This is a genomic window from Roseibium aestuarii, assembly GCF_008477545.1.
GTDB lineage: Bacteria > Pseudomonadota > Alphaproteobacteria > Rhizobiales > Stappiaceae > Roseibium > Roseibium aestuarii.
In genome coordinates, this window is record NZ_VORA01000001.1 from 878,083 (window position 1) to 901,483 (window position 23,401).

At 65.3% G+C, this 23,401-nt stretch carries 22 protein-coding genes; 11 read left to right on the plus strand and 11 right to left on the minus strand.

Annotation, left to right across the window (positions count from 1 at the left end; all coding sequences use genetic code 11):
• The first annotated feature begins 219 nt into the window (after positions 1–219).
• A complete protein-coding gene (locus tag FR728_RS03765; RefSeq protein WP_149891287.1) occupies positions 220–1,812 on the plus strand; it encodes a pyruvate kinase in 1,593 nt (530 codons plus the stop codon).
• A 41-nt stretch (positions 1,813–1,853) separates the two neighbouring features.
• On the opposite strand, the gene FR728_RS03770 is transcribed toward FR728_RS03765, so the two are convergent.
• The gene (locus tag FR728_RS03770; RefSeq protein WP_149891288.1) at positions 1,854–2,987 is read right to left on the minus strand and encodes a helix-turn-helix transcriptional regulator; all 1,134 of its coding nucleotides are present in this window, start codon (positions 2,985–2,987) and stop codon (positions 1,854–1,856) included.
• A 22-nt stretch (positions 2,988–3,009) separates the two neighbouring features.
• A complete protein-coding gene (locus FR728_RS03775) occupies positions 3,010–4,617 on the minus strand; it encodes a helicase HerA-like domain-containing protein (protein ID WP_149891289.1) in 1,608 nt (535 codons plus the stop codon).
• 276 nt (positions 4,618–4,893) lie between these two features.
• On the opposite strand from FR728_RS03775, the gene FR728_RS03780 reads away from it, so the two are divergent.
• Positions 4,894–5,286, plus strand: a complete 393-nt coding sequence (locus FR728_RS03780) for a DUF2267 domain-containing protein (protein WP_149891290.1) — start codon at positions 4,894–4,896, stop codon at positions 5,284–5,286.
• Positions 5,287–5,330: 44 nt separating this feature from the next.
• Entirely contained in the window at positions 5,331–5,738 is a 408-nt protein-coding gene (locus FR728_RS03785) for a DUF4332 domain-containing protein (RefSeq protein ID WP_149891291.1), read from the plus strand.
• A 206-nt stretch (positions 5,739–5,944) separates the two neighbouring features.
• Here the strand turns inward: FR728_RS03785 and FR728_RS03790 are convergent, their stop codons facing one another.
• The gene (locus FR728_RS03790; RefSeq protein WP_149891292.1) at positions 5,945–6,646 is read right to left on the minus strand and encodes a helix-turn-helix transcriptional regulator; all 702 of its coding nucleotides are present in this window, start codon (positions 6,644–6,646) and stop codon (positions 5,945–5,947) included.
• Positions 6,647–7,913: 1,267 nt separating this feature from the next.
• On the opposite strand from FR728_RS03790, the gene FR728_RS03795 reads away from it, so the two are divergent.
• Positions 7,914–9,770: a methylmalonyl-CoA mutase family protein gene (locus FR728_RS03795; RefSeq protein WP_149891293.1), complete on the plus strand. Its 1,857-nt coding sequence runs from the start codon at positions 7,914–7,916 to the stop codon at positions 9,768–9,770.
• Positions 9,767–11,932 (plus strand): methylmalonyl-CoA mutase, encoded by a 2,166-nt coding sequence (scpA, locus tag FR728_RS03800; RefSeq protein WP_149891294.1) that lies wholly within the window; start codon positions 9,767–9,769, stop codon positions 11,930–11,932. Before FR728_RS03795 ends, scpA begins: the two co-directional genes overlap by 4 nt.
• Positions 11,933–12,114: 182 nt before the next feature.
• Here scpA and FR728_RS03805 read toward each other — a convergent pair whose 3' ends face one another.
• Positions 12,115–12,324 (minus strand): helix-turn-helix domain-containing protein, encoded by a 210-nt coding sequence (locus FR728_RS03805; RefSeq protein WP_149891295.1) that lies wholly within the window; start codon positions 12,322–12,324, stop codon positions 12,115–12,117.
• Positions 12,325–12,356: 32 nt separating this feature from the next.
• Positions 12,357–12,971: a DUF2975 domain-containing protein gene (locus FR728_RS03810; RefSeq protein ID WP_149891296.1), complete on the minus strand. Its 615-nt coding sequence runs from the start codon at positions 12,969–12,971 to the stop codon at positions 12,357–12,359.
• 189 nt (positions 12,972–13,160) lie between these two features.
• Between FR728_RS03810 and FR728_RS03815 the strand changes: the two genes are divergently transcribed.
• Entirely contained in the window at positions 13,161–13,928 is a 768-nt protein-coding gene (locus FR728_RS03815) for an outer membrane protein (protein ID WP_208998638.1), read from the plus strand.
• Positions 13,929–13,937: 9 nt separating this feature from the next.
• Here the strand turns inward: FR728_RS03815 and FR728_RS03820 are convergent, their stop codons facing one another.
• The 3 genes from FR728_RS03820 to FR728_RS03830 all read right to left on the minus strand — a co-directional run bounded on the left by FR728_RS03820 (position 13,938) and on the right by FR728_RS03830 (position 15,651).
• Positions 13,938–14,318: a PilZ domain-containing protein gene (locus FR728_RS03820; RefSeq protein WP_208998639.1), complete on the minus strand. Its 381-nt coding sequence runs from the start codon at positions 14,316–14,318 to the stop codon at positions 13,938–13,940.
• A 115-nt stretch (positions 14,319–14,433) separates the two neighbouring features.
• Entirely contained in the window at positions 14,434–15,096 is a 663-nt protein-coding gene (locus FR728_RS03825; protein ID WP_149891297.1) for a haloacid dehalogenase type II, read from the minus strand.
• A gap of 126 nt (positions 15,097–15,222) precedes the next feature.
• On the minus strand, positions 15,223–15,651 hold the full coding sequence (locus FR728_RS03830) for a VOC family protein (RefSeq protein WP_149891298.1): 429 nt from the start codon (positions 15,649–15,651) through the stop codon (positions 15,223–15,225).
• 356 nt (positions 15,652–16,007) lie between these two features.
• On the opposite strand from FR728_RS03830, the gene FR728_RS03835 reads away from it, so the two are divergent.
• On the plus strand, positions 16,008–16,865 hold the full coding sequence (locus FR728_RS03835) for a branched-chain amino acid aminotransferase (RefSeq protein ID WP_149891299.1): 858 nt from the start codon (positions 16,008–16,010) through the stop codon (positions 16,863–16,865).
• Positions 16,866–16,994: 129 nt separating this feature from the next.
• On the opposite strand, the gene FR728_RS03840 is transcribed toward FR728_RS03835, so the two are convergent.
• The gene (locus tag FR728_RS03840; RefSeq protein WP_149891300.1) at positions 16,995–17,327 is read right to left on the minus strand and encodes a hypothetical protein; all 333 of its coding nucleotides are present in this window, start codon (positions 17,325–17,327) and stop codon (positions 16,995–16,997) included.
• Positions 17,328–17,473: 146 nt separating this feature from the next.
• Entirely contained in the window at positions 17,474–18,136 is a 663-nt protein-coding gene (locus FR728_RS03845; RefSeq protein ID WP_208998640.1) for a thermonuclease family protein, read from the minus strand.
• 310 nt (positions 18,137–18,446) lie between these two features.
• Between FR728_RS03845 and FR728_RS03850 the strand changes: the two genes are divergently transcribed.
• Together FR728_RS03850 and FR728_RS03855 are read left to right on the plus strand one after the other, a co-directional pair.
• Complete coding sequence (locus tag FR728_RS03850; protein WP_149891301.1) at positions 18,447–19,316, plus strand: DUF6159 family protein; 870 nt, start codon at positions 18,447–18,449, stop codon at positions 19,314–19,316.
• A gap of 220 nt (positions 19,317–19,536) precedes the next feature.
• Positions 19,537–20,136, plus strand: a complete 600-nt coding sequence (locus tag FR728_RS03855; protein ID WP_149891302.1) for a superoxide dismutase — start codon at positions 19,537–19,539, stop codon at positions 20,134–20,136.
• 282 nt (positions 20,137–20,418) lie between these two features.
• Here the strand turns inward: FR728_RS03855 and FR728_RS03860 are convergent, their stop codons facing one another.
• A complete protein-coding gene (locus FR728_RS03860; RefSeq protein WP_149891303.1) occupies positions 20,419–21,441 on the minus strand; it encodes a zinc-dependent alcohol dehydrogenase in 1,023 nt (340 codons plus the stop codon).
• 252 nt (positions 21,442–21,693) lie between these two features.
• Here FR728_RS03860 and FR728_RS03865 point away from each other — a divergent pair, with 252 nt between their 5' ends.
• Positions 21,694–22,143: a c-type cytochrome gene (locus tag FR728_RS03865; protein ID WP_149891304.1), complete on the plus strand. Its 450-nt coding sequence runs from the start codon at positions 21,694–21,696 to the stop codon at positions 22,141–22,143.
• Positions 22,144–22,259: 116 nt separating this feature from the next.
• A complete protein-coding gene (locus FR728_RS03870; RefSeq protein ID WP_149891305.1) occupies positions 22,260–23,198 on the plus strand; it encodes a cytochrome c in 939 nt (312 codons plus the stop codon).
• The last annotated feature ends 203 nt before the right edge of the window (positions 23,199–23,401 follow it).

A 23,401-nucleotide genomic window follows, 5' to 3' on the forward strand; every position in this document is an offset into this window, starting at 1 on the left:
GGGTGCGCCGTCCTTCTCGGCCTTGTGCCGAGAATCCAGCCTTCTTCCAGCGAGGCTCGGTGCACTGGAGGCTCGGGACGAGCCCGAGCATGACCGGGGGTAGGGGACACGGTCGCACGCGGCACCGGGGTGTCTCTCTCACACGCCGTCATGGCGCCGTTGCACAATCCGGCGATAGTCCGCTCCATGAGCGCGACCAGTCGCCGGAGATCCTGCATCATGACCCCTGCCAATTCTGCAAGCCCCAGCCTTTCCGCAGCTGAGGCCGCATCCGGTCCGGATGCTGCCGACACGCTCGACAGTCTGCTGGGCGAAGTCGCAACCCTGCGTCTGGAGCTGGGCGAACAGGCCCGCGTGCTGCTGGAAGCCTGGCATGGCGGCATTCTGCCCGAACGGTTCGGCAAGCCGGCCGCCGAATTGGATCTTCTGGCAGCCGATGCCACCGAGGGTCTGCGCAATCTGGCGGATTATCTCGCCCTGCGTCACCACGACATTCGCCCCCTGCAACGGCGTCTGATGGCCTGCGGCCTCTCCTCCCTCGGGCGTCTGGAGAGCCGGGTCATGCCGACCCTTGCGGCCGTGGAGCAGGTGCTGGCAGCCCTCACCGGTCAGCCCGAGCGGATCAGCGGGCTTCCCCGAACCGCCTTCTTCGAAGGCGAGGCGCGGCTTGCGCGGGCGTCCGAGCGTCTCTTCGGCCCGGCCACGTCGCGTCGTGGCGGTGCGGCCGCCCGCAAGAGCCGGATCATGGTCACCATGCCCTCGGACGCCGCCCGCACGCCCGAATTGGCGCGCGCCCTGATCGCTCGCGGCATGGACATCGCCCGGATCAACTGCGCCCATGACACGTCGGACGAATGGCGCGCCATGACCGCCCATCTGCGTCAGGCCGCCCTTGAGGCCGGGCGCCCCTTGCGCATCCTGATGGACATTGCCGGGCCGAAGATCCGAACGGCCGAGGTGCTGAAGGGGCCGAACGGCCGGCGCCTTGCCGCCGGCGACAGCGTCCGCCTCGTGCAGGACCCGGGGGAGCGGAGCGGGCGTCAGGACATGGTCACGGCAACGTCGACCCTGAGCACGCTCGTGTCCTGCCTGCGGCCCGGCCAAAGGGTTCTCTATGACGACGGACGCCTTGAGGCTGTGGTCGACGCTGTGGCGGACGGGGAAGCCGTCTTGCGCGTGCGCCGCACGGAGGAGGGCGGCACGAAGATCCGCCCGGAGAAGGGGCTGAACCTGCCCGACACCGAACTGGGACTTGCCCCGCTCACCGCCAAGGACGAGGACGATCTGGCCTGCGTCATCGAATGCGCCGACATGATCGGCTATTCCTTCGTCAGCCAGCCGGAGGACATCGATCTTCTGGAAACCTGTCTGGATCGCATCGGTGCGGCCGACAAGCCCATCGGGCTGGTGGCCAAGATCGAAAGACCCGAGGCGGTGCGTGCCCTGCCGGCGCTCATTGCCCGCGCCGCCCATCGCCGCCCCTTCGGCATCATGATCGCCCGTGGCGATCTGGCGGCCGAAATCGGCTTTGAGCGTCTGGCGGAAATGCAGGAAGAGCTGCTCTGGCTCTGCGAGGCGGCCAACGTGCCGGTGATCTGGGCGACCCAGGTGCTGGAGACCCTGGTCAAGCGCGGCACCCCCTCGCGGGGCGAGATGACCGATGCCGCCATGTCGGCCCGGGCCGATTGCGTGATGCTGAACAAGGGCCCCGCCGTGCTGGATGGGGTGGAAACCCTCGACCGGCTGCTCACCCGCATGCAGGACCACGGTTACAAGAAGGCGCCGACCCTGCGGGCCCTCACAAGCTGGTAGGCGCGCGGGTACGCGTCCTGAGTTTCAGCCAGACGTGAGTGTCAGCCTGACGTCAGGAAGCAGAAGCGCTCCAGCCGGGAGATCAGATCCTTCTGGGAGCTGACGCCGCATTTGGCCATCGCGGACTTGAGCTGCTTGCGCAGCGTGTCCACCGCGACCTGTCGCTCCTGCGCCAGATCGGAAAGCTGCTGGCCCTGGCAGACCGCTTCCACGACCCGCGCCTCTGCGGGGGTGATGGAAAACAGCGCGCAGAACCGCTGGATCTCCGCCGCCGAAATCACCGTCATGTCGCTGAGCGGGGTCAGCAGCATCACCACCGCCGGCGCACCGGCCCAGGCCAGGCGTCCGAGCATGCCGGGGGAGGAAAAGAGCCGCACGCCGAAGGTCGTGCCACCGGGCGTTGGCTCAGTCAGAAACTGGTCGCTGCTGGTTCCGCCGCGCTTGCGCAGCTCTTGCCAGGCGTGCTGCCAGCGTTGCTCGCTCGCCCGGTCCCCGAAGGACACCTGTCCATGGACCCGGCGCAAGACACCTGCGCGCAGGAGGTCATCCGCCAGGCTGTTGGCATAGAGCAACTGCCGGCTTGCCCCCAGAAGCACAATCCCCTTGCCGGAGAGACCCCAGAGGTCGCCCAGCGAGCTGCGCTGCATCTGCAGGCTCTGGTTGGCCGTATGCAGGCGCACCGCCTGCTTGAGGCTCGGCAGAAGCCGGGTCAGCCGGGCGAGGTCCTCTGTCGCAAAGGGCTGGCTGTCGTCGCGCGGCGCGATGCCGAAACCGGCAAAGAGCGTGTCGGAGGCCAGTAGCGAGATCGCCTGGTTGCGCATGCCGCTGCGGGCCATCAGGTCGTTGTAGATGGCGCTGTGACGCCGCTCCCCCTCCGTCAGCACGTCCCGCTCCAGCAGCACCGTGTTCACCGGCGCATTCAGGACGCGCGGAACGCGCGGGTCCGTCTCGATATAGTCGCTGATGTAACGGGTATAGGCATGTTCATCCACCCGCTCGTAATGGAGGTCGACGGGCAGGGCGCCCGCCTTCTCCAGCAGGATCAGATTGACCGCGCCGCCGTTCAGATGTTCGGAAAACCTTGCCAGCGCACCTTCCCACTGGTCGGCATCGAGCGCCGCCTCGAAGAAGCCGTCTCGCAATCCCTGTTCGTGATCTTCCAGTGCGGTGGTCATCGGTCCGTCGCGTCTTGCCGTCTCAGAAGCCGCGCTTGATCGAGCCGAGGATGCCGCGCACCAGCGCCCGGCCCAGCGACGAGCCAAGGCTGCGGGCGGCCGACTTCATGCCGGCCTCGATCACGCTGTCGCTGCGGCTGGACCGGCTTGTCCGGCTGCGGCTGCCCGATCGGGGCACCGATCCGCCACGGCTGCGCCCGGACGAGCGGTCGTCAAAATCCGGAAGCTGGAAGCCGGTGCGGGTTCGCCGACGATCGTCCTCGGCCTCCTGCTTCTCCCGTGCCTTCATCTCCTCTTCCCGCGCCCGCTGCTCTTCCTCCAGCCGCAGCTTGTCTTCCGCGCGGCGCGCCAGCATCTCGAAGGCGGAATCCCGGTCGGTCATCCGGTCATAGAGATGTCCCACCGGGCTGGAGGCCATGATCTCCTGCCGTTCCTCCACGGTAACCGGACCGAGCCGCGAGGCGGGCGGGCGGATCAGCGTGCGCTGGACAATGGATGGAGCGCCCTTGCCCTCCAGGGTGGAGACCAGCGCCTCGCCGACGCCCAGTTCCGTGATCACCTGTTCCGTGTCGAGGGCCGGATTGGGCCGGAAGGTCTGGGCGGCCGAACGCACCGCCTTCTGGTCCCGCGGGGTGAAGGCCCGCAGCGCATGCTGGATCCGGTTGCCGAGCTGGGAGAGAACCGTGTCGGGCACATCCGACGGGCTCTGGGTGACGAAATAGACACCCACTCCCTTGGAGCGGATGAGGCGCACTACCTGCTCGATCCGCTCCACCAGCGCGGGCGGAGCGTCATTGAAGAGCAGATGGGCCTCGTCGAAGAAGAAGACCAGCTTCGGCTTCGGCAGATCGCCCACCTCGGGCAGCTCCTCGAAGAGCTCTGACAGCAGCCAGAGCAGGAAGATGGCGTAGAGCTTGGGCGACATCATCAGCTTGTCGGCTGCCAGCACGTTGATGACGCCCCGGCCGTCCCGGCTGGTGCGCATGAAGTCGCGGATGTCGAGGGCGGGCTCGCCGAAGAAGGCTTCCGCGCCCTGGCGTTCCAGAATCAGCAGCCGCCGCTGGATTGCCCCGACGGAGGCCTTGGACACGTTGCCATAGGTGTTGGTCAGCTCGTCGGCCCGCTCGGCAACCAGCGCCAGAAGCGCGCGCAGATCCTTCATGTCGAGGAGGAGGAGACCTTCGTCGTCGGCCAGCTCGAAGGCAATGGTGAGCACGCCTTCCTGCGTCTCGTTCAGCTCCAGCAGGCGCGAGAGCAGCAGCGGTCCGATCTCGGACACGGTGGTGCGGATGGGGTGGCCCTGTTCCCCGAAGAGATCCCAGAAGATGGCGGGAAAGGCGTCATAACCATAGTCTTCCAGCGCAATGTCGCGGGCGCGCTTTTCCAGGAAGTCCTTGGAGACGCCGGGCATGGCGATGCCGGAGAGATCCCCCTTCACGTCGGCGCAGAAGACGGGGACGCCGGCAGCGGAAAACCCTTCCGCCAGGATCTGCAGGGAGACGGTCTTGCCGGTGCCCGTGGCTCCGGCAATCAGCCCGTGCCGGTTGGCAAGCTTCAGGGTCAGGGTTTCCGCCCGGCTGTCCTCGCCCAGAAAGCTGCGACCGATGAAAATGTGCTGCGGCTCGTCCATTGCGTCCTGTCCTGGCTGTTGAGTCTCGCCTCCCGGAGCGGGGCGGCGCGGTGTGGTTCCGGGGCCGGGCAGGCTGCACGGCCGGCGACTTAGTCTTTCGTCGACATCCCCCATCGGAAGGTGGGTCTTTCCCCTGTCGCGCTGCAGCATTTCCCTGTATTGCTGCACCACACCTTCCGGTCGCTGCCTGCCCTCGTCAATTTCCGGCGACGGATCGGGGCGCGACGCCGCTGCCGCAGCGCGGGAGACAGCCACATCGAGATCCGGGAGCCAGAGATGGAAGACCTCATCCAGCACATCGTAGCCACCACGGGAATTGACGAGGATGCCGCGCGCAAGGGCGTGACGATCATTCTCAATTTCCTCAATAAGGAAGCCCCGGCGGAGCGGATGCAAGAGGTTTTTGACGCGCTTCCGGGCACCCGCGAGGCGGTGACCGAGTATCTGGCGACCAAATCCTCCGGCAAGGGCCTGTTCGGTGGTCTGGCCGGAATGGTTCCGGGCATGGGCGCCATGGCGGTGCTCGGGGAACTCAATTCCGCCGGGCTGGAGATGGCCGACGTTCAGCGCATCATCAAGCGTCTGGTGGGCGTGGCCCGCGAGAAGGCCGGCGATGAGGCAGTCGACGAAGTGATTTCCTCCATCCCGATCTTGAAACAGATCCTCTGATCTTGCCTAATGACCTCCTCTGACCCTGGGGAAGGATGGATGTCATGAGCTATTCAATTTCGGAAATCGAGGGGATCGGCCCTGCCTATGCTGCCAAGCTGGCGGAGCAGGGGATCAAGACCACTGAGGCCTATCTGGAAAAGGCGAAGGATCCCAAGGGCCGCAAGGCTCTGGAGGAGGCGACGGGTATCGACAAGTCGCGAATCCTGCGCTGGGCCAACATGGCCGATCTCATGCGCATCAGCGGCGTGGGCGAGGAATATTCCGAGCTGCTCGAGGCCGCTGGCGTCGACACGGTGAAGGAATTGAAGATGCGCAAGCCGGAAAACCTGGCAGCGCGCATGGCAGAGGTCAACGCCGAGCGCAAGCTCGTGCGTCAGGTGCCCGGCGAGGCGCAGGTGATCAAGTGGGTGGAACAGGCCAAGAGCCTCGAGCCCATGCTCTCCTACTGAGCCGCGTCAGCAGCGATCAATTCCATCGGCCGTCGGGGCTTATCCGGCGGCCGTTTTTCGTTGCACGCAGCCGAAGCGCTGGATGGTGCCTGCTGCCAGCGGCCTGATCGCACACTCTATCGGGTTCCGGTGCTCACAAAAAACCCGCCAGCCTCGACGCGGGGCTGGCGGATGCTTGCTGAGGGGCATCGCGTGTCAGACCCGTGTCAGACCCGGATCTGCCCGTAGCGCAGGGCCTCGACGACCGTATGCGTCTTGTTCGAGGCGTTCAGCTTGACGCTGGCGTTCTGCAGGTGGGCGTGCACCGTGCGCTGGGAAATGTCGAGCACTTCCGCGATTTCCCCGGCGGTCTTGCCGAAGGCGGTCAGCTCCAGCACGCGCCGTTCCCGGTTGGACAGGGCCCCCGGGCGCTGACCGGAAATGATGCCCAGATCCCGAAGCCGGGCGAAGGCCGCGGCGGACAGGGCTTCCAGACCGGACAGGTCGAGCTTGCTGGCCTGAAGGGACGGGCCGGCGGCATAGACGAAGGCCTGGAACGGATGCAGTTCCGTCACGGGAACGATCACCATTTCAGATCCGGCGCCGGCAGCGGCGAGAAGTTCCGAGTGCTGGGCATCCCCTTCGGTAATCGTCCACACGCGGGCACGGTTTGACGTGAGACCGAGCATGAGGGCGCTGTCATTTGCCGAAAGGGACGTGCTTTCGATCCCGTCATTGCGCTGGTCGGGCCAGCGGAAACGATGCACGAGGCTGTCGATCGGCCGGTTGGGCATGGGCAGGCCGGTGACGAGAATGTGGGTGGCCCCCATGCGTCGCAGGTTGGACTCCAGAATGTCCAGGACGTGGTGAGCGGCATTGGCTTCCGAGATTGCTCTCAGTTTGTTCTTCAATTCAGTATGATCAAGCATTGTGCACATCCGTTATTTGGGACGCGACCTGTCTTTTTGAGGGGCTTGGTCGGTCCTTTATTGCGTTTCGGACGGGCCTGTAATTTTTGTCTTGGCCAATCCGACTGCCGATGGGGAGGCAGTTCCGTACCGGGAGACCGTGCGAGAGGGTCCTTGCGGCAAGCGTCGTCCCGAAGCCGCTGATCTTTCATGAAGCCGCTGGAAGCAGGTGCTGTTTCGGTCAGAAAACCGAGGCCAGACCGGCGTCACCGGAGTTCATGAACTCTGTTTCGGGTGCGGGGCGATGGCGCGTCGCGTGTACTCCTCCTTTCCTGCGCGATCCAGTTACAGGTGCCTCAGAGCGCCGGGGGTGCGGAAGTGTTTCCCTTGCCGTCAACCTCGGTTCTTCTGTCCCATAGCGCCGGGTGACTGTCGGCTGGAGGAAGCCCCTTCCGGTCTCACCTCCCGAGACGGAGCGGAGAGTGGGGCAACTCGCAATCGGCAGCGTTCCGGCGGTTCCGGATCGGCGGACCAGAGACACCGTCTCTGCGTCAGCTTTCACCGGAACCTTCTCCTCCCTATGGGGTGGGGATGTTTCCGGATCCCCTACCTTGCAGGAAATTGAAGGTGCCCATACGGCAGCTTGTATAAGTTACATGAGAAATATGCGGGGGACCAACTGAGAATGTGTCTAAACTTGGCGGATCGCGCCAATTAGTTGTCTGAATATTGCCAAATGGTTTCATTGACCCTGTCCAAAGGGCCATTCGCGGATTTTCCCATGGGGTTCTGATGGGGGGTATTACGGAGTTTTGTCAGGGCCCGGTAATATTTCCGGACCTCTTCCCTCGGCATCTCCGCCAATGATTCGCGGTATGGCGTCTTGTCGCGGACGATCCGCAGGGGAAGGACGAAAAACCTGCAGTTCTGTCAGGGCTGATTGCCAGAAGCATCCTGGGCATCGTCTCTGTGGCAGGATCATGGCCGAGAGCCTTGCCCGCTGACGGCGCGATGCCCTGACCTTGGGACTGGAAGAGGAGCCGAAGGACGGGGGAGGGGCACATCCCGTCCGGCCCTGCGACAGAAGCGCGGCTCCTCGTGCCGTTAGTCCATTGTGTTGAGTTGCAAGGGCCGCCGCCGAGGGACTAAAACACCTGTCGGTCTGGACCGCGCGCGCGATGCCGGACCGCGCGCCCGTTCGAGCGCGGAGGCTGCGCCGGGGCACCGCCCCCGAGGCGCCTCCGACCGAGACCGGGCGCCGGGAGGACAAGAATGCAGGAACACGATCATGGCTGACACCGATTTCACCCCGGACGAAGCCGCTTGGCTCGCGCAGGTGGACAAGGCCCTCAAGGGCGCCGCGCGGGAGACCCTCGCCCGCCGCAGCGAGGATGGGGCGGTGATCGCACCGCTTTATCCCCGCGCACGCGAGGCCCGTCCGCTCTCCCTGCGCCCTGTCGGTCAGCCTTGGGTGATGGTGTCCCGGATCGATTTGCCGCAGCCCGAGGCCGCCAATGCCCAGGCGTTGGAGGATCTCGTCGGCGGCGCCAATGGTCTTTCCCTGGTGCTCGCCGGCAAGGATGACCCGCGCGGTGGTGGCCTGACCACGGGCGCGGGCGCGGAAGGGTTGAAGGCAACCCTCGCGACCGTTCTCCGGGATGTCTATCTCGACCTCGTGCATCTGCGGCTTGAGCTGCCCGCAGGCGCCACGGCGACCCTCGCCGACGGGATCGCGGCCCTTGCCGCGCTCGCCGCAGAGCGTGGCCTTTCCGCCGGTGATCTGGATGTGGCCCTGGTGCAGGACACCCTTGCCCAGGCTTATGTAGCGGATCGCGAGGGGGGCGATGCCCTGTCGGAGAGCCTGAAGGCGCAGCTTGCGGCCGCGCTGAAGGCTTGTGCCGCCGCCGGTGTGAGCTGGCCGGTTGCTGCCGCCGATGGCCGGGTCTGGCATGATCTTGGCGCGACCGCCGGTCAGGAACTGGCTCTCACCCTGGCGACACGGCTCGCGCAGTTCCGCGCGCTTGAGGCCGCCGGTGTCGCCGAGGACCGCTGGACGTCCCTGTCGACCCTGACCCTTGCCGCCGATGCGGACCAGCAGGAGACGCTGGCCAAGGCCCGCGCCGCCCGTCTGCTCGATGCGCGTCTGGTGGAAGCCTGCGGCCTCGCAACCGCGCCTCTGCGCCTGCACATGGAAACCTCCTGGCGCATGCTCAGCCAGCGCGATCCCTTTGTGAACATGCTGCGCAACACCGTGGCCGGCTTCTCTGCCGCCGTGGGCGGCGCCGACAGTGTCTGCGTCCTGCCCCACACCCAGGCCCTCGGTCTGCCCGACGGCTTTGCCCGCAGGCTCGCCCGCAACACCCAGTCCATCCTCATGGACGAGAGCCATCTGGCGCGGATCAGCGATCCGGCCGCCGGATCCGGCGCGCTCGAGGCCCGCACCCGGGATCTGGCGGAAGCCGCCTGGGGCCTGTTCCAGCAGATCGAGGCCGCTGGCGGACTGGCGAGTTCCGCAGGCCTTGCCAAGGCGAAGGCCATGCTGGAGGAGGCCAACGCGCGGCGCGCGGCAAAACTGGCGAAACTGGCCCAGCCCCTTGTCGGCGTCAGCAGCTTCCCCAACCTGGGTGAGGCGCCGGTCAAGGTTCTGGCACCGGCCCCTGATCTTCAGTCCCTCGGCTTCATACGTCTCGCCGCGCCCTTCGAGGCCCTGCGCGATGCGGCGGACGCGTCGGCAGCATCTGCGCCCCATGTCTTCCTGGCCGCGCTCGGGCGTCTCTCCCAGTTCTCGGCCCGCGCTGCCTTTGCCACCAACGCCCTTGCGGCCGGTGGCCTGCGCACGGCCGATCCGGCGGAAGGTGCCATCGAGGCGCAGGTTGCCGCCTTCAAGGCGTCGGGTGCCACCATGGCCTGCCTTGTCGGCTCCGATGCGCTTTATGCCGAGGAGGGGCCGGCGCTGGTCGCGGCCCTGAAACAGGCCGGAGCCACCCATGTCTATCTCGCCGGTCGTCCGGGCCCGATGGCAGAAGCCTTCGCGGCCGCCGGTCTCGACACGGCGCTTTATTCCGGCTGCGATCTGCTCGCCCTGCTGCGCGAAGCCCATGCGCGACTTGGCCTTGTCGCCCAGACCCAGGAGGCCGCCCGATGAGCCGCTTTCCCGATTTCTCGACCCTGCCTTTTGCCGATGTGCTGAGCGAGGCCCATGCGGGCGCCGCCGAGCCGTGGATCACGCCGGAAGACATTGCCGTCGCGCCCGTGGCCAATGGAGAGGATCTGGACGGTCTTGCTGCGCTGGACACCTATCCGGGGCTTGCCCCCTTCGTGCGCGGCCCCTATCCGACCATGTATGTGCAGCAGCCCTGGACCGTGCGCCAATATGCGGGCTTCTCCACGGCAGAGGCCTCCAACGCCTTCTACCGGCGCAACCTGGCCGCCGGTCAGAAGGGCCTGTCGGTCGCCTTCGACCTGGCCACCCACCGCGGCTATGACAGCGACCACCCACGCGTTGCCGGTGACGTGGGCATGGCAGGCGTGGCCATCGACAGCATCTACGACATGCGCACCCTCTTCTCCGGCATTCCGCTGGACAAGATGAGCGTGTCCATGACCATGAACGGCGCTGTTCTGCCGGTTCTGGCCCTCTATATCGTGGCAGCGGAAGAGCAGGGCGTGGCCCAGGCGGATCTCTCGGGCACCATTCAGAACGACATTCTGAAGGAGTTCATGGTCCGCAACACCTATATCTACCCGCCTGCCTCCTCCATGAAGATCATTTCGGACATCTTCGCCTATACGTCGGCGAACATGCCCCGCTTCAACTCCATCTCCATTTCCGGCTACCACATGCAGGAAGCCGGGGCGACGGCGGATCTGGAGCTGGCGTATACCATCGCGGACGGCATCGAATATGCCCGCGCCGGTGTGGCTGCGGGCATGGACATCGACACCTTTGCTCCGCGGCTCTCCTTCTTCTGGGCCATCGGCATGAACTTCTTCATGGAAGTGGCCAAGCTGCGCGCCGCGCGGCTGATCTGGTCGCAGCTCATGCAGGAGAATTTCGCGCCGAAGAACCCGAAGTCCCTGTCGCTGCGCACCCATTCCCAAACCTCGGGCTGGTCGCTGACCGCCCAGGACGTGTTCAACAACGTGGTGCGCACCTGCGTGGAGGCCATGGCCGCAACGCAGGGCCACACCCAGTCCCTCCACACCAATGCGCTCGACGAAGCGCTGGCCCTGCCCACCGACTTCTCCGCCCGCATTGCCCGCAACACCCAGCTCTTCCTGCAGCAGGAAAGCGGCACGACGGCCCCCATCGACATCTGGGGCGGCTCCTTCGTGGTGGAGAAGCTGACCCACGATCTGGCGGAAAAGGCCCTCGCTCACATCCGCGAGGTCGAGGAACTGGGCGGCATGGCCAAGGCCATCGAGAAGGGCATTCCGAAGCTCCGGATCGAGGAAGCGGCCGCCAAGACCCAGGCCCGCATCGACAGCGGCGCGCAGACCGTGGTCGGCGTCAACCGCTTCAAGCCGGATCGGGAAGAGCCGATCGACGTGCTCAAGGTGGACAATGCCCAGGTCCGCGCCGAGCAGATCGAGAAGCTGAACCGCCTGCGGGCCGAGCGCAACGAGGCCGAATGCCAGGCCGCCCTCGACGCCCTGACCGAATGCGCCCGCACCGGCGCGGGCAATCTGCTCGATCTCTCCGTCAAGGCCGCGCGCGCCAAGGCCACCGTCGGCGAGATCTCGCTGGCGATGGAAAAGGAATTCGGACGCCACAAGGCGGAGATCAAGTCCATCTCCGGCGTCTACAAGCGGGAGGCAGGCGCCATGTCGGGCACCATCGTGAAGGTCCAGAAGCTGGTCGAGGCCTTCGAGGAGAATGACGGCCGCCGGCCGCGGATCCTCGTGGCCAAGATGGGTCAGGACGGTCACGACCGTGGCCAGAAGGTGATTGCCTCCGCCTTTGCCGACCTCGGCTTCGACGTGGACATCGGCCCACTGTTCCAGACCCCGGAAGAAGCCGCCCGTCAGGCGGTGGAAAACGACGTGCATGTGGTCGGCGTGTCGTCGCTCGCCGCCGGTCATCTGACGCTTGTTCCGGCGCTCAAGAAGGCGCTGGCTGACGAAGGCCGCGAGGACATTCTCATCGTCGTCGGCGGGGTCATTCCGCCCCAGGATTATGACGAGCTCTATCAGGCCGGTGCGGTGGCGATCTTCCCCCCCGGCACGGTCATCGCGGAGGCCGCCGTCGATCTGATCGCCAAACTCAACGCGGCGCTCGGCTACGAACCGGCCCAGGCGGCGGAGTGAACCTTCTGGCGGCGTAAAGCCTCATCCGGCGCTTCCCGCCGACCTCTTTCCATCCCGGAGCTCTGTCTGGCCCGGGGAGAGGTGGCAGGGAGGAGAGACTCTCGGCCCGCCGCAGCAGACCCTCTCCCTCGAGGGAGAGGGCAGGGTGAGAGTGAGAGTGAGAGGGCACAAGCCCTGCCGCCTTATTCCTCCGGCTGATAGATCAGAATTTCGCCGGGCTGACAGTCCAGGGCTTCGCAGATCTTCTCCAGCGTGTCGAAACGCACGCCCTTGACCTTGCCTGACTTCAGCAGCGACACGTTCTGCTCCGTGATGCCGATGCGCTCCGCAAGTTCCTTGGAGCGCATCTTGCGGCGGGCCAGCATGACATCCAGTTCAACGATGATCGGCATGGGGTGTCTCGGTTTCCGGCTGTGGCATGGGTCTAGATGAACTGCTGGTTTTCTTCGTGGGTCAGGGCCGCTTCGCGCAGGATCCAGCCGAAGGTCAGCATGATCGCGCCGAAGATCAGAACGAAGATCTCGCCCCCATCCAGCGACAGCTCCATCGTCCTCTGTCCCTCGGGCAAATCCAGGGTCATCAGCAGTGTTCCCAGCGGATCGTGGAAAATGTCGAAGACACCGAAGACCAGCAGGGTGCGGCCGAGTGCGATCACCTTGCCAAGCGTCCGGGCGGCGAAGAACTCCATGCGCTGAAAGCCCGCGAAGATCTGGCGCAGCCGCACGAGGATCAGGGTGATCAGCCCGCCGCCGACCGCGCCGAGCATGGCAAGCCCCAGCCGTTGGGAGAAGGGAATATCGAGCAGGTTGCGCTCGGTCTCGGCAATCTCGAAGAGCTCGTCCGCCAGCTGCGGGAAGAGGGCAGGCCAGGCCAGCCAGATCACGGCCAGTGTCACGATCAGCCCCATCGCCACGGCAAGACCCGTCGTTCCCCATGTCATCACGGCCGACAGACGCCGGATGCGGCGCAGGCGGGCCGGGCGGTCTTCTGCGGCCTCCAGGGCGGGCGCGCTGGCGCTCGCAAGAGTGGCACTGTTCATCTCCTGTCTCCTCTCGTGAAGTGGCTTGCCTGCCGGCGCAGGGCCTCAGGGTCGTCTTTAGCGGCTCAGCATCGGGTTGCGCAATCAGAAAATAATGCGATTGACAAAAAAATAAACATAGAACATATGAAAATTATTGTTTTGCGATAAGAATTTGCGAAGCGAATTTCCCTATGAAGGAGCATGTCCTTGAAAAACCTGATTGAATCCTCGTCTCGCGCCGCCCCGGTTTCCGCCCCTTGCCTCCGTTCCCAGCTGGGACTGCGCCCCGCCCTGCGTCGCCGCCTTGCCTCGGGGGGCGCGCTCCCGGTCCGCCGGCGTCTGCTGCAGGCGGGCTGGAAGCCGGTCACCGTCTCCCTCATCCTGCTGGGCCTCACGGCTCTTGCCGGCCAGCAGCAGGCCCATGCGGGAGAAAACTTCTCCTGGGCCGGGTCCTATGCCGGTGTCGAGGTCGGCCCTTCCCAGACCGTGACGGATGTGAAGTCCGGCGGCGCGAAGAAGGCGATCGACCGCATGGATGCGGCCTTCGGCCTCTTTGCCGGTCACAACTGGCAGTTCGACCGGGTGGTCGTCGGGGTGGAAGCCAATGCGGCCTATCTGGGCGGAGAGGCCAAGGGCACTCATCCGACTCTGGGCGATGTGAAGACCCGCGCCGCCTGGACCGGAGCCGTCAAGGGCCGGGTCGGCATGGCCTTCGGTCGGGTGCTCCCGTACCTGAGCGCCGGCGTCGCGGTCAGCGATCACGAGATCAAGGCTAATGGCGGAAAGGCCTCGGCCGCAGGCATCGGTCTGGTGCTGGGCGCTGGCGCCGAATATGCCGCCACCGACCGGGTGCATCTGCGCGCCGATTACAGCCTGACCGGCGTGATGGACACGAAGGACCGGCTCGGCGGCGCATCTGTCAGCCGGGTGTCGGGCAATCATCGTCTGATGCTGGGTCTGTCCTACGCCTTCTGACGGCGGGGCTTACACGCCGGACGACGGGTCGCCCCTGTCGTCCGGGTCGACCGCGTAGCGGGCAAACTGCAGACGGCGCAGGCGCTGGGCGTGGAACAGGCGCACCGGCGTCGGCGGGATCTCGAAGGCCACCCCCATCTGCCGGCCCTTGCGCCAGCAGACCCGTACTTCAGCGAGGGTCTTGTCCCGGTCGTCATAGACGATGAGCTCTTCCGGCAGGTCCAGCCGCTCGGGCACGATCATGCCGATCCCGCCATCGGAAACGTCGAAAATGGCGCATTCGGTGAGGAACCGGTCACTCAGGCTTGTCAGCTTGCCGCTTCTCAGCCGGGTCCGCCGTCGCGGATATGTCCTCTGTTCGGACACGGCAACTCCTTGTGCCTGCATCATGTATCCCTTTCCCGACGGATCTGTCCGTTCGCGGGAGGCTAGGAAAGGCAGGTTGCGCGGAGCTTGCCGAAAGCGCAGGGCAGGACGGGGCAGGGGAGGGGCGCCGCGCGCCCCATCACACCAGCGCGGTCAGCCCGTTCAGATCCTTCAGCACGGCGGCCGGAGACAGGTCCGGGTATTCGTCCGGCATCTTGTAGCGGTTCATCCACACGGTGCGGAAGCCGAAGGCCGTCGCGCCCGCAATGTCCCACCGGTTGGAGGACTGGAAGGAGACCGCTTCCGGATAGATGCGGAAATGGGTGGTCACCATCTCGTAGACCCGCTCGTCGGTCTTGTAGGTCTTCAGCGGATCGACGGAAAAGATCTCGTCCAGCAGATCGCTGATGCCGGCAGCCTTGGCGGCCGCCTCCAGCATGGCCGGATTGCCGTTGGAGAGGATCGCGAGCTTGGCGCCCTTCGCCTTCAGTTCCGTCAGCACCTGCGGCACTTCCCCGTAGCAGTCGAGCTTCCAGTAGGCGTCGAGCAGCTCCGCTCGCAGGCTCTTGTCGGCGGAGGGCACCAGGGCAAAGCACGTGTCGAGCGCCTGCTCGGTCAGGACCCAGAAATCCTCGTAGCGGTGCATCAGCGCGCGCACCCAGGAGTATTCCAGCTGCTTGGCGCGCCAGATGGCGGAGAAGAGATCCGCATCGGGTCCCAGCCGCGCCGCATGCTTGCGCACCGCCGCGTGGACATCGAACAGGGTCCCGTAGGCGTCGAAAACATAGGCGGCATAAGCCATGGGGCAATCTCCGGAAGGGCAGCGCGGTCAGTCGTCTGACACCCAGAAGATCGAACCCGCCGGGCCGCGTCAAGACGACGGAAGGCGGAACTTGACCGAAGGTCGGCCTGGCGCGACGCGGCAGCCTCAGTCCAGCCGCACGGAACCGTCTTCGGCAATGGTCCAGAAGGGGTTGAAGGCGAGTTCCAGCATGTGTCCGCCGGGCATCTCGAGGTAGCAGGAATAGCCGCCCCAATGGGTGCCATGCGGCGGCTTGATCACCTTGGCTCCGGCCGCGTGGGCTTTTTCGAACATCTCGTCCACATCTGCCTGGGACCGTCCGTTCCAGGCGATCGAGCAGGAATGGCCGTGCACGCCCGCCGGTGCCGGATGGCCGAGCTCCTCCTCCAGCTTTGGCCGGGCATAAAGCCCCAGGACCATGCCGTTCAGGGGGAAGAATGCAACCTCGTCGTTGCTTGGTCCATGCGCGGTCCAGCCCAGTCCGTCCGTGAGGAAGCGGCGGGTCGTCGCGATATCGTCCACCACAAGCGTGATGAGGCTCAGTCTCTGTTCCATGGCTGTACTCCACCTAGACGTGTAACGGAGCATCGGGAATAAATACAGTGTTGTATGTGTTAAGGGCTGCCCGACCTGTCTCATGGGACCAGCCATACCGATACGCTCGCCTGCGACAGTTTCCGGTGGAAAGACGATCGCGACGCCAAATCGGGCCGCCGGGCGAAGAGCTCCGGAAAATCACCGATCCGCGCGCGATTCGGGTCCGCATCGGATGATTGCTGCTCGGGATCGGGACTTTCGGGCGCAATCGGTGATGCGTTTTGTGATCGCCTGCGGCGCCGGGCCGGTTGACCGCGCCCATCGAAGCAGGTTCTCTGCGCCCCTGAACGGAACTTGAAGGACTGGATTTGGTCATGACCGCCTGGAGCGAAACCTGGACCTGGATCGACGGCACCTGGCACGAGGGCAACCCGGCCATCGCTGGCCCGCGCACCCACGCCCTCTGGCAGGGGTCGAGCGTCTTTGACGGCGCGCGCTATTTCGACGGGGTCATGCCGGATCTCGATCTCCACTGCGCCCGCTTCAATGCCTCTGCCGGAGCCCTGCATCTCAAGCCGGTGATGCAGGCGGGCGAGATCATGGAGCTGACCCGTGAGGGCGTGCAGAAATTCGCCTCCGACAAGCAGCTCTACATCAAGCCCATGTACTGGGCCGAGATGGATGGCCCCGGCGTGATCGCCGGCGACACGGAAAGCACCCGCTTTGCGCTCTGCATCTTCGACGCGCCCATGGCCGGTGATGACGTGAGCATCAGCGTGACCCTGTCGCCCTACCGTCGGCCGAGCCTGGAGACCATGCCGGTCAACGCCAAGGCCGGGTGTCTCTATCCCAATGGCGCGCGCGCCGTGCGCGAGTGCAAGGCCCGCGGCTTCGACAATGCGGTCATGCTCGACATGCTGGGCCATGTGGCCGAACTGACTGCCGCCAACATCTTCATCGTCAAGGACGGGGAAGTGCACACGCCGGTGCCCAACGGCACCTTCCTCAATGGCATCACCCGTCAGCGGGTCATCCAGCTGCTGCGCAAGGCCGGCTATGCGGTGCACGAGCGGACCCTGCGCTATGAGGATCTGCTGGGCGCCGACGAGCTCTTCTCCACCGGCAACTACAACAAGGTGGTGCCGGTCAACCGCATCGAGGACCGGGTGCTGGAGCCCGGCCCGGTGGCCCGCAAGGCCCGCGAGCTCTATTTCGAGTTTGCCAGGGCCTGATCGGCCTCGCGTAATCTCCCAAGCATGACAAAAGCCCTGCCGGGCGTCCCGCGGCAGGGCTTTTTGTGTGTCAGGTGATCTGGCGGCAGCTTCTCGCCAGGTCTCTTGTCGGTCCGAGGCGGAGGGGTCTCAGCGGGTCGGCTTGACCGGTGCGAAGCTGGTCTTGGCTGCCGCCGGTTTGACGTGGCGCAGGCTGGCGGCCTTGAGATCCTTCATGGTCTTCGGCGGCAGCGGGGTGGACGACTTCTTGTAATGGGCGTCGCACATGTCCAGGCTCTCGCCATAGCACTTGTTCGGGTAGCCGCTGGTGTTCTCGTTGCAGTAGTTGATCCAGATGTCGTAGCAGTTGCCCAGAGAGGCTCCCATGCCGGGGCCGCTGGCGGCCTGGGCGGAGAGGCTGGAGGCGGCGATCAGGCTGCCGGTGGCGATCAGGGCGATCTTGAGGGATTTGAGCGTGGTCATGTCGTTTCCTTCCTTGTGATGCGGCGTCATTGCCGTAAGGGAAGGATTAGGCGTTTGGCATTTCGGCGACTGTGCCGCCGATCACATCTTTGCGTTTCAGCCGTGATGGGGCCGTGACCGGTATCGCCCTGTGCCGCGCGCGCGGATCAGCGTGCCTTGCGCCAGCCGGCGGTCAGCGCCTCGATCTCGGAACAGAACCAGCGCTCGCCGCGCGCTTCGTTGATCTCCGTGCGCTCGTAATTGAGGGTGCCGGGCATGTGATAGAGACGGCCGTTCGAGGAAATGTTCCCCTTGATGGGGCAATGGGGCCGCCCGAGCGGGGACTTTGCGGCGGCCGCCACCTGTGCAACCCGGGCCGAGGCCAGGGCCGCGACCTTGCGCTCGCCCTTGCGATAGGCCCAGGGTTCGTCGAAGACCCCGGCCCAGAGGCCCCGGCTTGCCTGGCGGGCCGCATCCTCGTCGCGGACGAAGAGGCGCGAATAGGTGCGGTAGGCCAGCGCATGACCCAGACGCACCATGGCCGCATTCAGGTTGTTGCCATCGGCAAAGCAGGTTGCCAGACGCCGCTCGTAGCGGTCCCGTTCTTCGCCGACACAGATGATGTTACGCCCGGTGGAGAGCATTTGCAGGGCGCGCGTCGCCGTGTCCCCGCAGTCATAGACCTGGCCCGCCGCATCCAGACAGGTCTGCCCGTCCTCGGGGGCATCGATCCCGACCAGCCGGATCTTCTGTCCATTGAGCTCGACCGTGTCCCCGTCGACCACCCGGAACGCGGCTTGCGCTGGCGCGGCAAGCCAGAGAAGCAGCACCGGAATCATTAGGGTGAGGGCGTGAAGGCGCCCGCTGCGGGAACGCCATGCTCCGTCGCGCATCATCATCTCAATCTGTGCCGAATCAATCGGTTGGGTCGAAATCGAAGCGTGGGGAGCCTTGCGGTTGCACGCAAGCCGCAGCACCAACCCACCTGTGGATGGACGCAGGGCCGCCGGTGTCGTGACGGGCAGGGCGAAATTCCGCAAGTTTGCCGATCAATCTTCAGAAAACCGGAAGATCTCGCCCCTTAGGGTGGGGCCGGACGAGACTTGGGTGCAAGACGACCCATCGGGGCAGGGAAGGCACATGTTCGGATTTGTCGACAGGATCGCGCGCGGGTTCACCCTGGCAGGCATGAGCTTCAAGGTACTCTGGCTGGACAAGGAGCTTCTGCTTTTCCCGCTGATGAGCCTGGTCGCGCTCGCCCTCGTCTATGGCGGGATCCTCTCGCCCTTTCTCCTGACCGGCGGCATGGAGACCTTCCTGGCGCGCTTCGAGAATCCGGAGGCCCTGATGAACGATCCCGCCTACTGGGTGGTGCTCTTCATCTTCTACGTTCTGACCAGCTTCGTGGTCATCTTCTTCAATGCGGCGCTGATCTTCTGCGCCATGATCCGCCTGCATGGCGGCGATCCGACCGTGATGGACGGCTTGCGCTCCTCCTGGCGGGTGCTGCCCCAGATCTTTGCCTGGGCGCTCTTTGCCTCCACCGTGAAGCTGCTGATCGACCTTGTCGCCAGCCGCTCCGACTTTCTCTCGCGCCTGATTGCCGGCGCCATGAACCTGGCCTGGGGCATTGCCACCTATTTCGCGGTGCCGGTTCTGGTGATCGAGGAGGTCGGCCCGATTGACGCCATCCGCCAGTCGGCCGCCACCATCCGCAAGACCTGGGGGGAGGCGCTGACCAGCCATCTGGGGCTTGGCACCCTGCAGGGTCTCGTGATCTTTCTCTGCCTCATTCCGGCTTTCACGGGGTCTGAATTCATCGAGACCGATCCGCCCCGCGCCATCTGGAACTTCGCCCTCAGTGCTGCGCTGGTGTTTCTGGTGACGCTCGTCGGCATCACCCTCAACGGCATTGTCCGCGCCGCACTCTACATCTATGCGGTCAAGGGCCACATGCCCGGCGGTCTGATGGATGAGCGGGTGCTGAAAGAGGCCTTCGGGCCCAAGTGATGCGCTGTCCGGCACGGGCGGGATCGGCCCAAACGCGCGGAGTTCCGTCGGGTTCCTGAAAAAAACAACAAAAATATTTCTTTATTTGCGCCGAGGCGGATTGCCGTCCGCTTCAATGGCTCCTAAATTGCCCGTGACGCGGCGGGCGTGACGGGCAATCCCGTGGGGTGCAGCATCTGCGCTTGTCCGCTGCCGGTCTCGAGACCCAAGGAGTTTTCTCATGTCTTTTGAACTTCCCGATCTTCCCTATGCCTATGACGCTCTGGCGCCGTACATGTCCGCTGAAACCCTCGAGTTTCACCACGACAAGCATCATCAGGCCTATGTGACCAAGGGCAACGAGCTGCTCGCCGGCACCGGTCTGGAAGGCAAGAGCCTCGAAGAGATCGTCAAGGAAAGCTACGGCACCAACGCTCCGCTCTTCAACAACGCCGGTCAGCACTACAACCACATCCATTTCTGGAAGTGGATGAAGAAGGACGGCGGCGGCGCCGTTCCGGGTGCGCTCGCCTCGAAGATCGACAGCGATCTCGGCGGCTATGACAAGTTCCGCGCCGATTTCATCGCCGCTGGCGTTGGCCAGTTCGGTTCCGGCTGGGCCTGGCTCGCCGTCAAGAACGGCAAGCTGGAAATCATGAAGACCCCGAATGGCGAAAACCCGCTGGTCCACGGTGCGTCCCCGATCCTCGGCGTCGACGTGTGGGAACACTCCTACTACATCGACTACCGCAACGCCCGCCCGAAGTACCTGGAAGCCTTCATCGACAACATGGTGAACTGGGACTACGTGCTGGAAATGTACGAAGCCGCCGCCAAGTAAGCAGCGCTTTCCATCCGGTTCATGCGACGGGGCGGCCTTCGGGTCGCCCCGTTTGCGTTTCGCGAGGCAGCAGGGCGGGAAGATGAGGGCGCTGCGGGCGAAAAAAAAGGGGGGTGGTACGGGCAGTCCACCCCCCGCCGTCCTTGCTTGAGCCCCTCACTCAGGCATTGGCCTGATGAATAGATCAGGGAAACTACGTATGATCAAGAGTGATGAATGGAGAGCCCATCACTCCGGTAAATCTTCCCTTTCGTAAGGCGGAGGGGCATCCGGCCGAACCTCTCAGCTCGGCCGCATGACGATCCGGCCGTCGATCTCGCCAGCCTTCATCTTGTCGAAGATGGCGTTGATGTTGTCGAGCCGGTCCTCCGTGTAGTGGGAGGCCACCTTGCCTTCCGCCGCGAATTGCAGGGCTTCCTGCAGGTCGTTGCGGGTGCCGACGATGGATCCGCGGATGGTCTTGCGCATGAGCACCGTCTCGAAGATCGGTAGCGGGAAGTCTCCGGGCGGCAGGCCGACGAGCGCCATCGTGCCGCCGCGGCCCAGCATGCTGACGCCCTGACTGAAGGACTTGGGCGAAACGGCGGTGACGAGCACCCCGTTGGCGCCGCCGAGCTTCTGGACTTCTGCCGCCGGATCGAGCTCAGCCGCATTGAAGGTGGCATCCGCGCCGAGATCCTTCGCGAGCTTCAGCTTGGCATCGGAGATGTCGACCGCAATCACGTGCCGGCCCATCGCCTTGGCATATTGCACGGCCATGTGACCCAGCCCGCCGATGCCGACGATCACCACCGTGTCGCCCGGCTTGGTATCGGTTTCCTTGAGGCCCTTGTAGACCGTGACGCCGGCGCAGAGCACGGGTGCTGCGGGGGCGAAATCCAGCCCCGCCGGCAAATGGCCCACGTAGTTGGGATCGGCCAGCACATATTCCGCAAAGCCGCCGTTCACGCTGTAGCCGGTGTTCTGCTGGCTCTCGCACAGGGTCTCCCAGCCGCCGACGCAATGGCGGCAGCAGCCGCAGGCCGAATAGAGCCAGGGCACGCCCACCCGGTCGTCTTCCCTGACGGAGGTGACGCCTTCACCGACCTCGCAGACGAAGCCGACGCCCTCGTGGCCGGGAATGAAGGGCGGATTGGGTTTCACCGGCCAGTCGCCGCTGGCGGCATGAAGATCGGTATGGCAGACCCCTGAGGCTTCGATCTTCACGACGATCTTGCCCGGGGTGGCCTTGGGGCGCGGCACGGAGCGGATATCGAGGGGCGCGCCAAAGGCGTGCACCACCGCCGCTTTCATCTGCTGGCTCATGGGTCTGTCTCCTGCGGTTCGGCGGCTGACCTCGGAAGGGTCTGGCACGCCGTCGGAATGGACAAGGTCACCATGCCACGTGGCTGGCGTGCGTCCTTGATGTACCTCAACCAGAGCGGGGAGAGTGGGGGCGAGCGGTGCCAACGGCGACAAAATCTTACATTTTTCCGGTGCGGTCACGGCGAGTTGAGTTTGCCTCTCGTCCTCACGCAGGTTTGATGAATGCGTCAATGACGTGAGAGGAGAGGACCCATGGTCAGGACGATTGCCGCCAGCACTCTGGCGCTTGCCCTTCTGGGCGCGGTTGCGGCCCAGGCCGCCGGAGATCCGGTGGCCACCCGCAAGGCGATCATGCAGTCGGTCGCCGGCGCTGCCGGGCTGAGCGGCGCCATGATGAAGGGCGAGGTCGCCTATTCCCCTGCCGCCGGCAAGGCGGCGATTTCCAGCTTCAACGCAGCCGGGCACACCTTCGGCGATTATTTCCCGGAAGGCTCGCAGGCGGGCGACACCACGGCGGCGGCCAAGATCTGGGAAGACCGGGCCGGTTTCGAGGCGGCTGTTGCCAAGCTGGCGGATGCCGCAGGGGCCGCCATGCAGGCGAGCGGCAAGGATGGTCCGGCTGATGTCGAGGCCTTCAAGGCCGCCGTCGGCCCGGTCCTGGGCACCTGCCGCGATTGCCATCAGGTCTATCGCACCCGCTGATGCGGCAACGCGTCCACCTGTCCCGGCCTTGACCGGGGCAGGTCGCTTCCCCAAGGATGCACACTGCCGCGTGGCCTGGGTTCATCGGGCCGAACGGCTGGGAGGAAGGACGTTTCATGAGCAGATCAACCCTGGCGCTGGGCCTCGTGCTCGTCGTGGCGCTTCTGGCGCTTGCCTGGGTGGCCACACTGCCGCGCACCTTGCCGGACGAGGAGCTGGCCGCGCTGGTGCCCGGCGATGCGGCCCGCGGCGAGGCGGTGTTCTTCGCCGGCGGCTGCGCGTCCTGCCACGGGCAGCCTGACGGAAAGGGCGTCATCCCAGTGCAAAACAAGCATCTCCTTTCCGGCGGACTGAAGCTCGTGACCGATTTCGGCACCTTCGTCGCGCCCAACATTTCCTCCGACAAGACCGACGGGATCGGCGCGTGGAGCCTGGCCGACTTCGCCAATGCCATGCTCACCGGAACATCGCCCGACGGGCGCCACTACTACCCGGCCTTTCCCTACACGTCCTACGCCCGCATGACCCTGGGCGACATCAGCGATCTCTTCGCCTATCTCGGTACCCTGCCGGCCGTGGCGGGCAGGGCGGCGGATCACGAGCTGGCCTTCCCCTTCAACCTGCGTCGCGGTCTGGGGCTGTGGAAGCGCCTCAACCTCTCCTCCGATCCGGTGGTGAGCGTGGAGGCCCTCGGGCGTCCGGCTGAAGAGGAGGTTCTCTCCCTGCTGCTGCGCGGGCGGTATCTGGTGGAAGGGCCCGGCCACTGCGGCGAATGCCACACTCCGCGCGATGCGCTGGGTGGCCTCGACTATGGCCAGTGGCTCTCCGGGGCGGCAGCGCCCACAGGCGAGGGCAAGATCCCCGGCCTGTCGCCCGGTCACGATCTGGACGGCTGGTCGGCCGAGGACATCGCCTATTATCTGGAAAGCGGTTTCACCCCCGACTACGACAGCGTCGGGGGCGAGATGGTGTCGGTGCAGGAGAACATGGCAAGGCTTGAACCGCGCGATCGACAGGCGATCGCCGCCTATATCAAGGCCTTGCCGGGGCGATAGCGGGGAGGGCAATGCCTTCCGGAGCTGGTGAAACGCCAGCCTCTCCTCCGTGCTTTCCCGGGCAAGCGCCAGCGCGACCCGGGAACCCCAGTGTCAGCGGACCGTACTCGCGGCGCAGGGCCGGGACTGCAGCACCGGGAAGCGAGCGCGCTGCGTCCCCACTCCCTCCACCGTCCTCCCTCCACCGTCGTCATCCCCCCCCC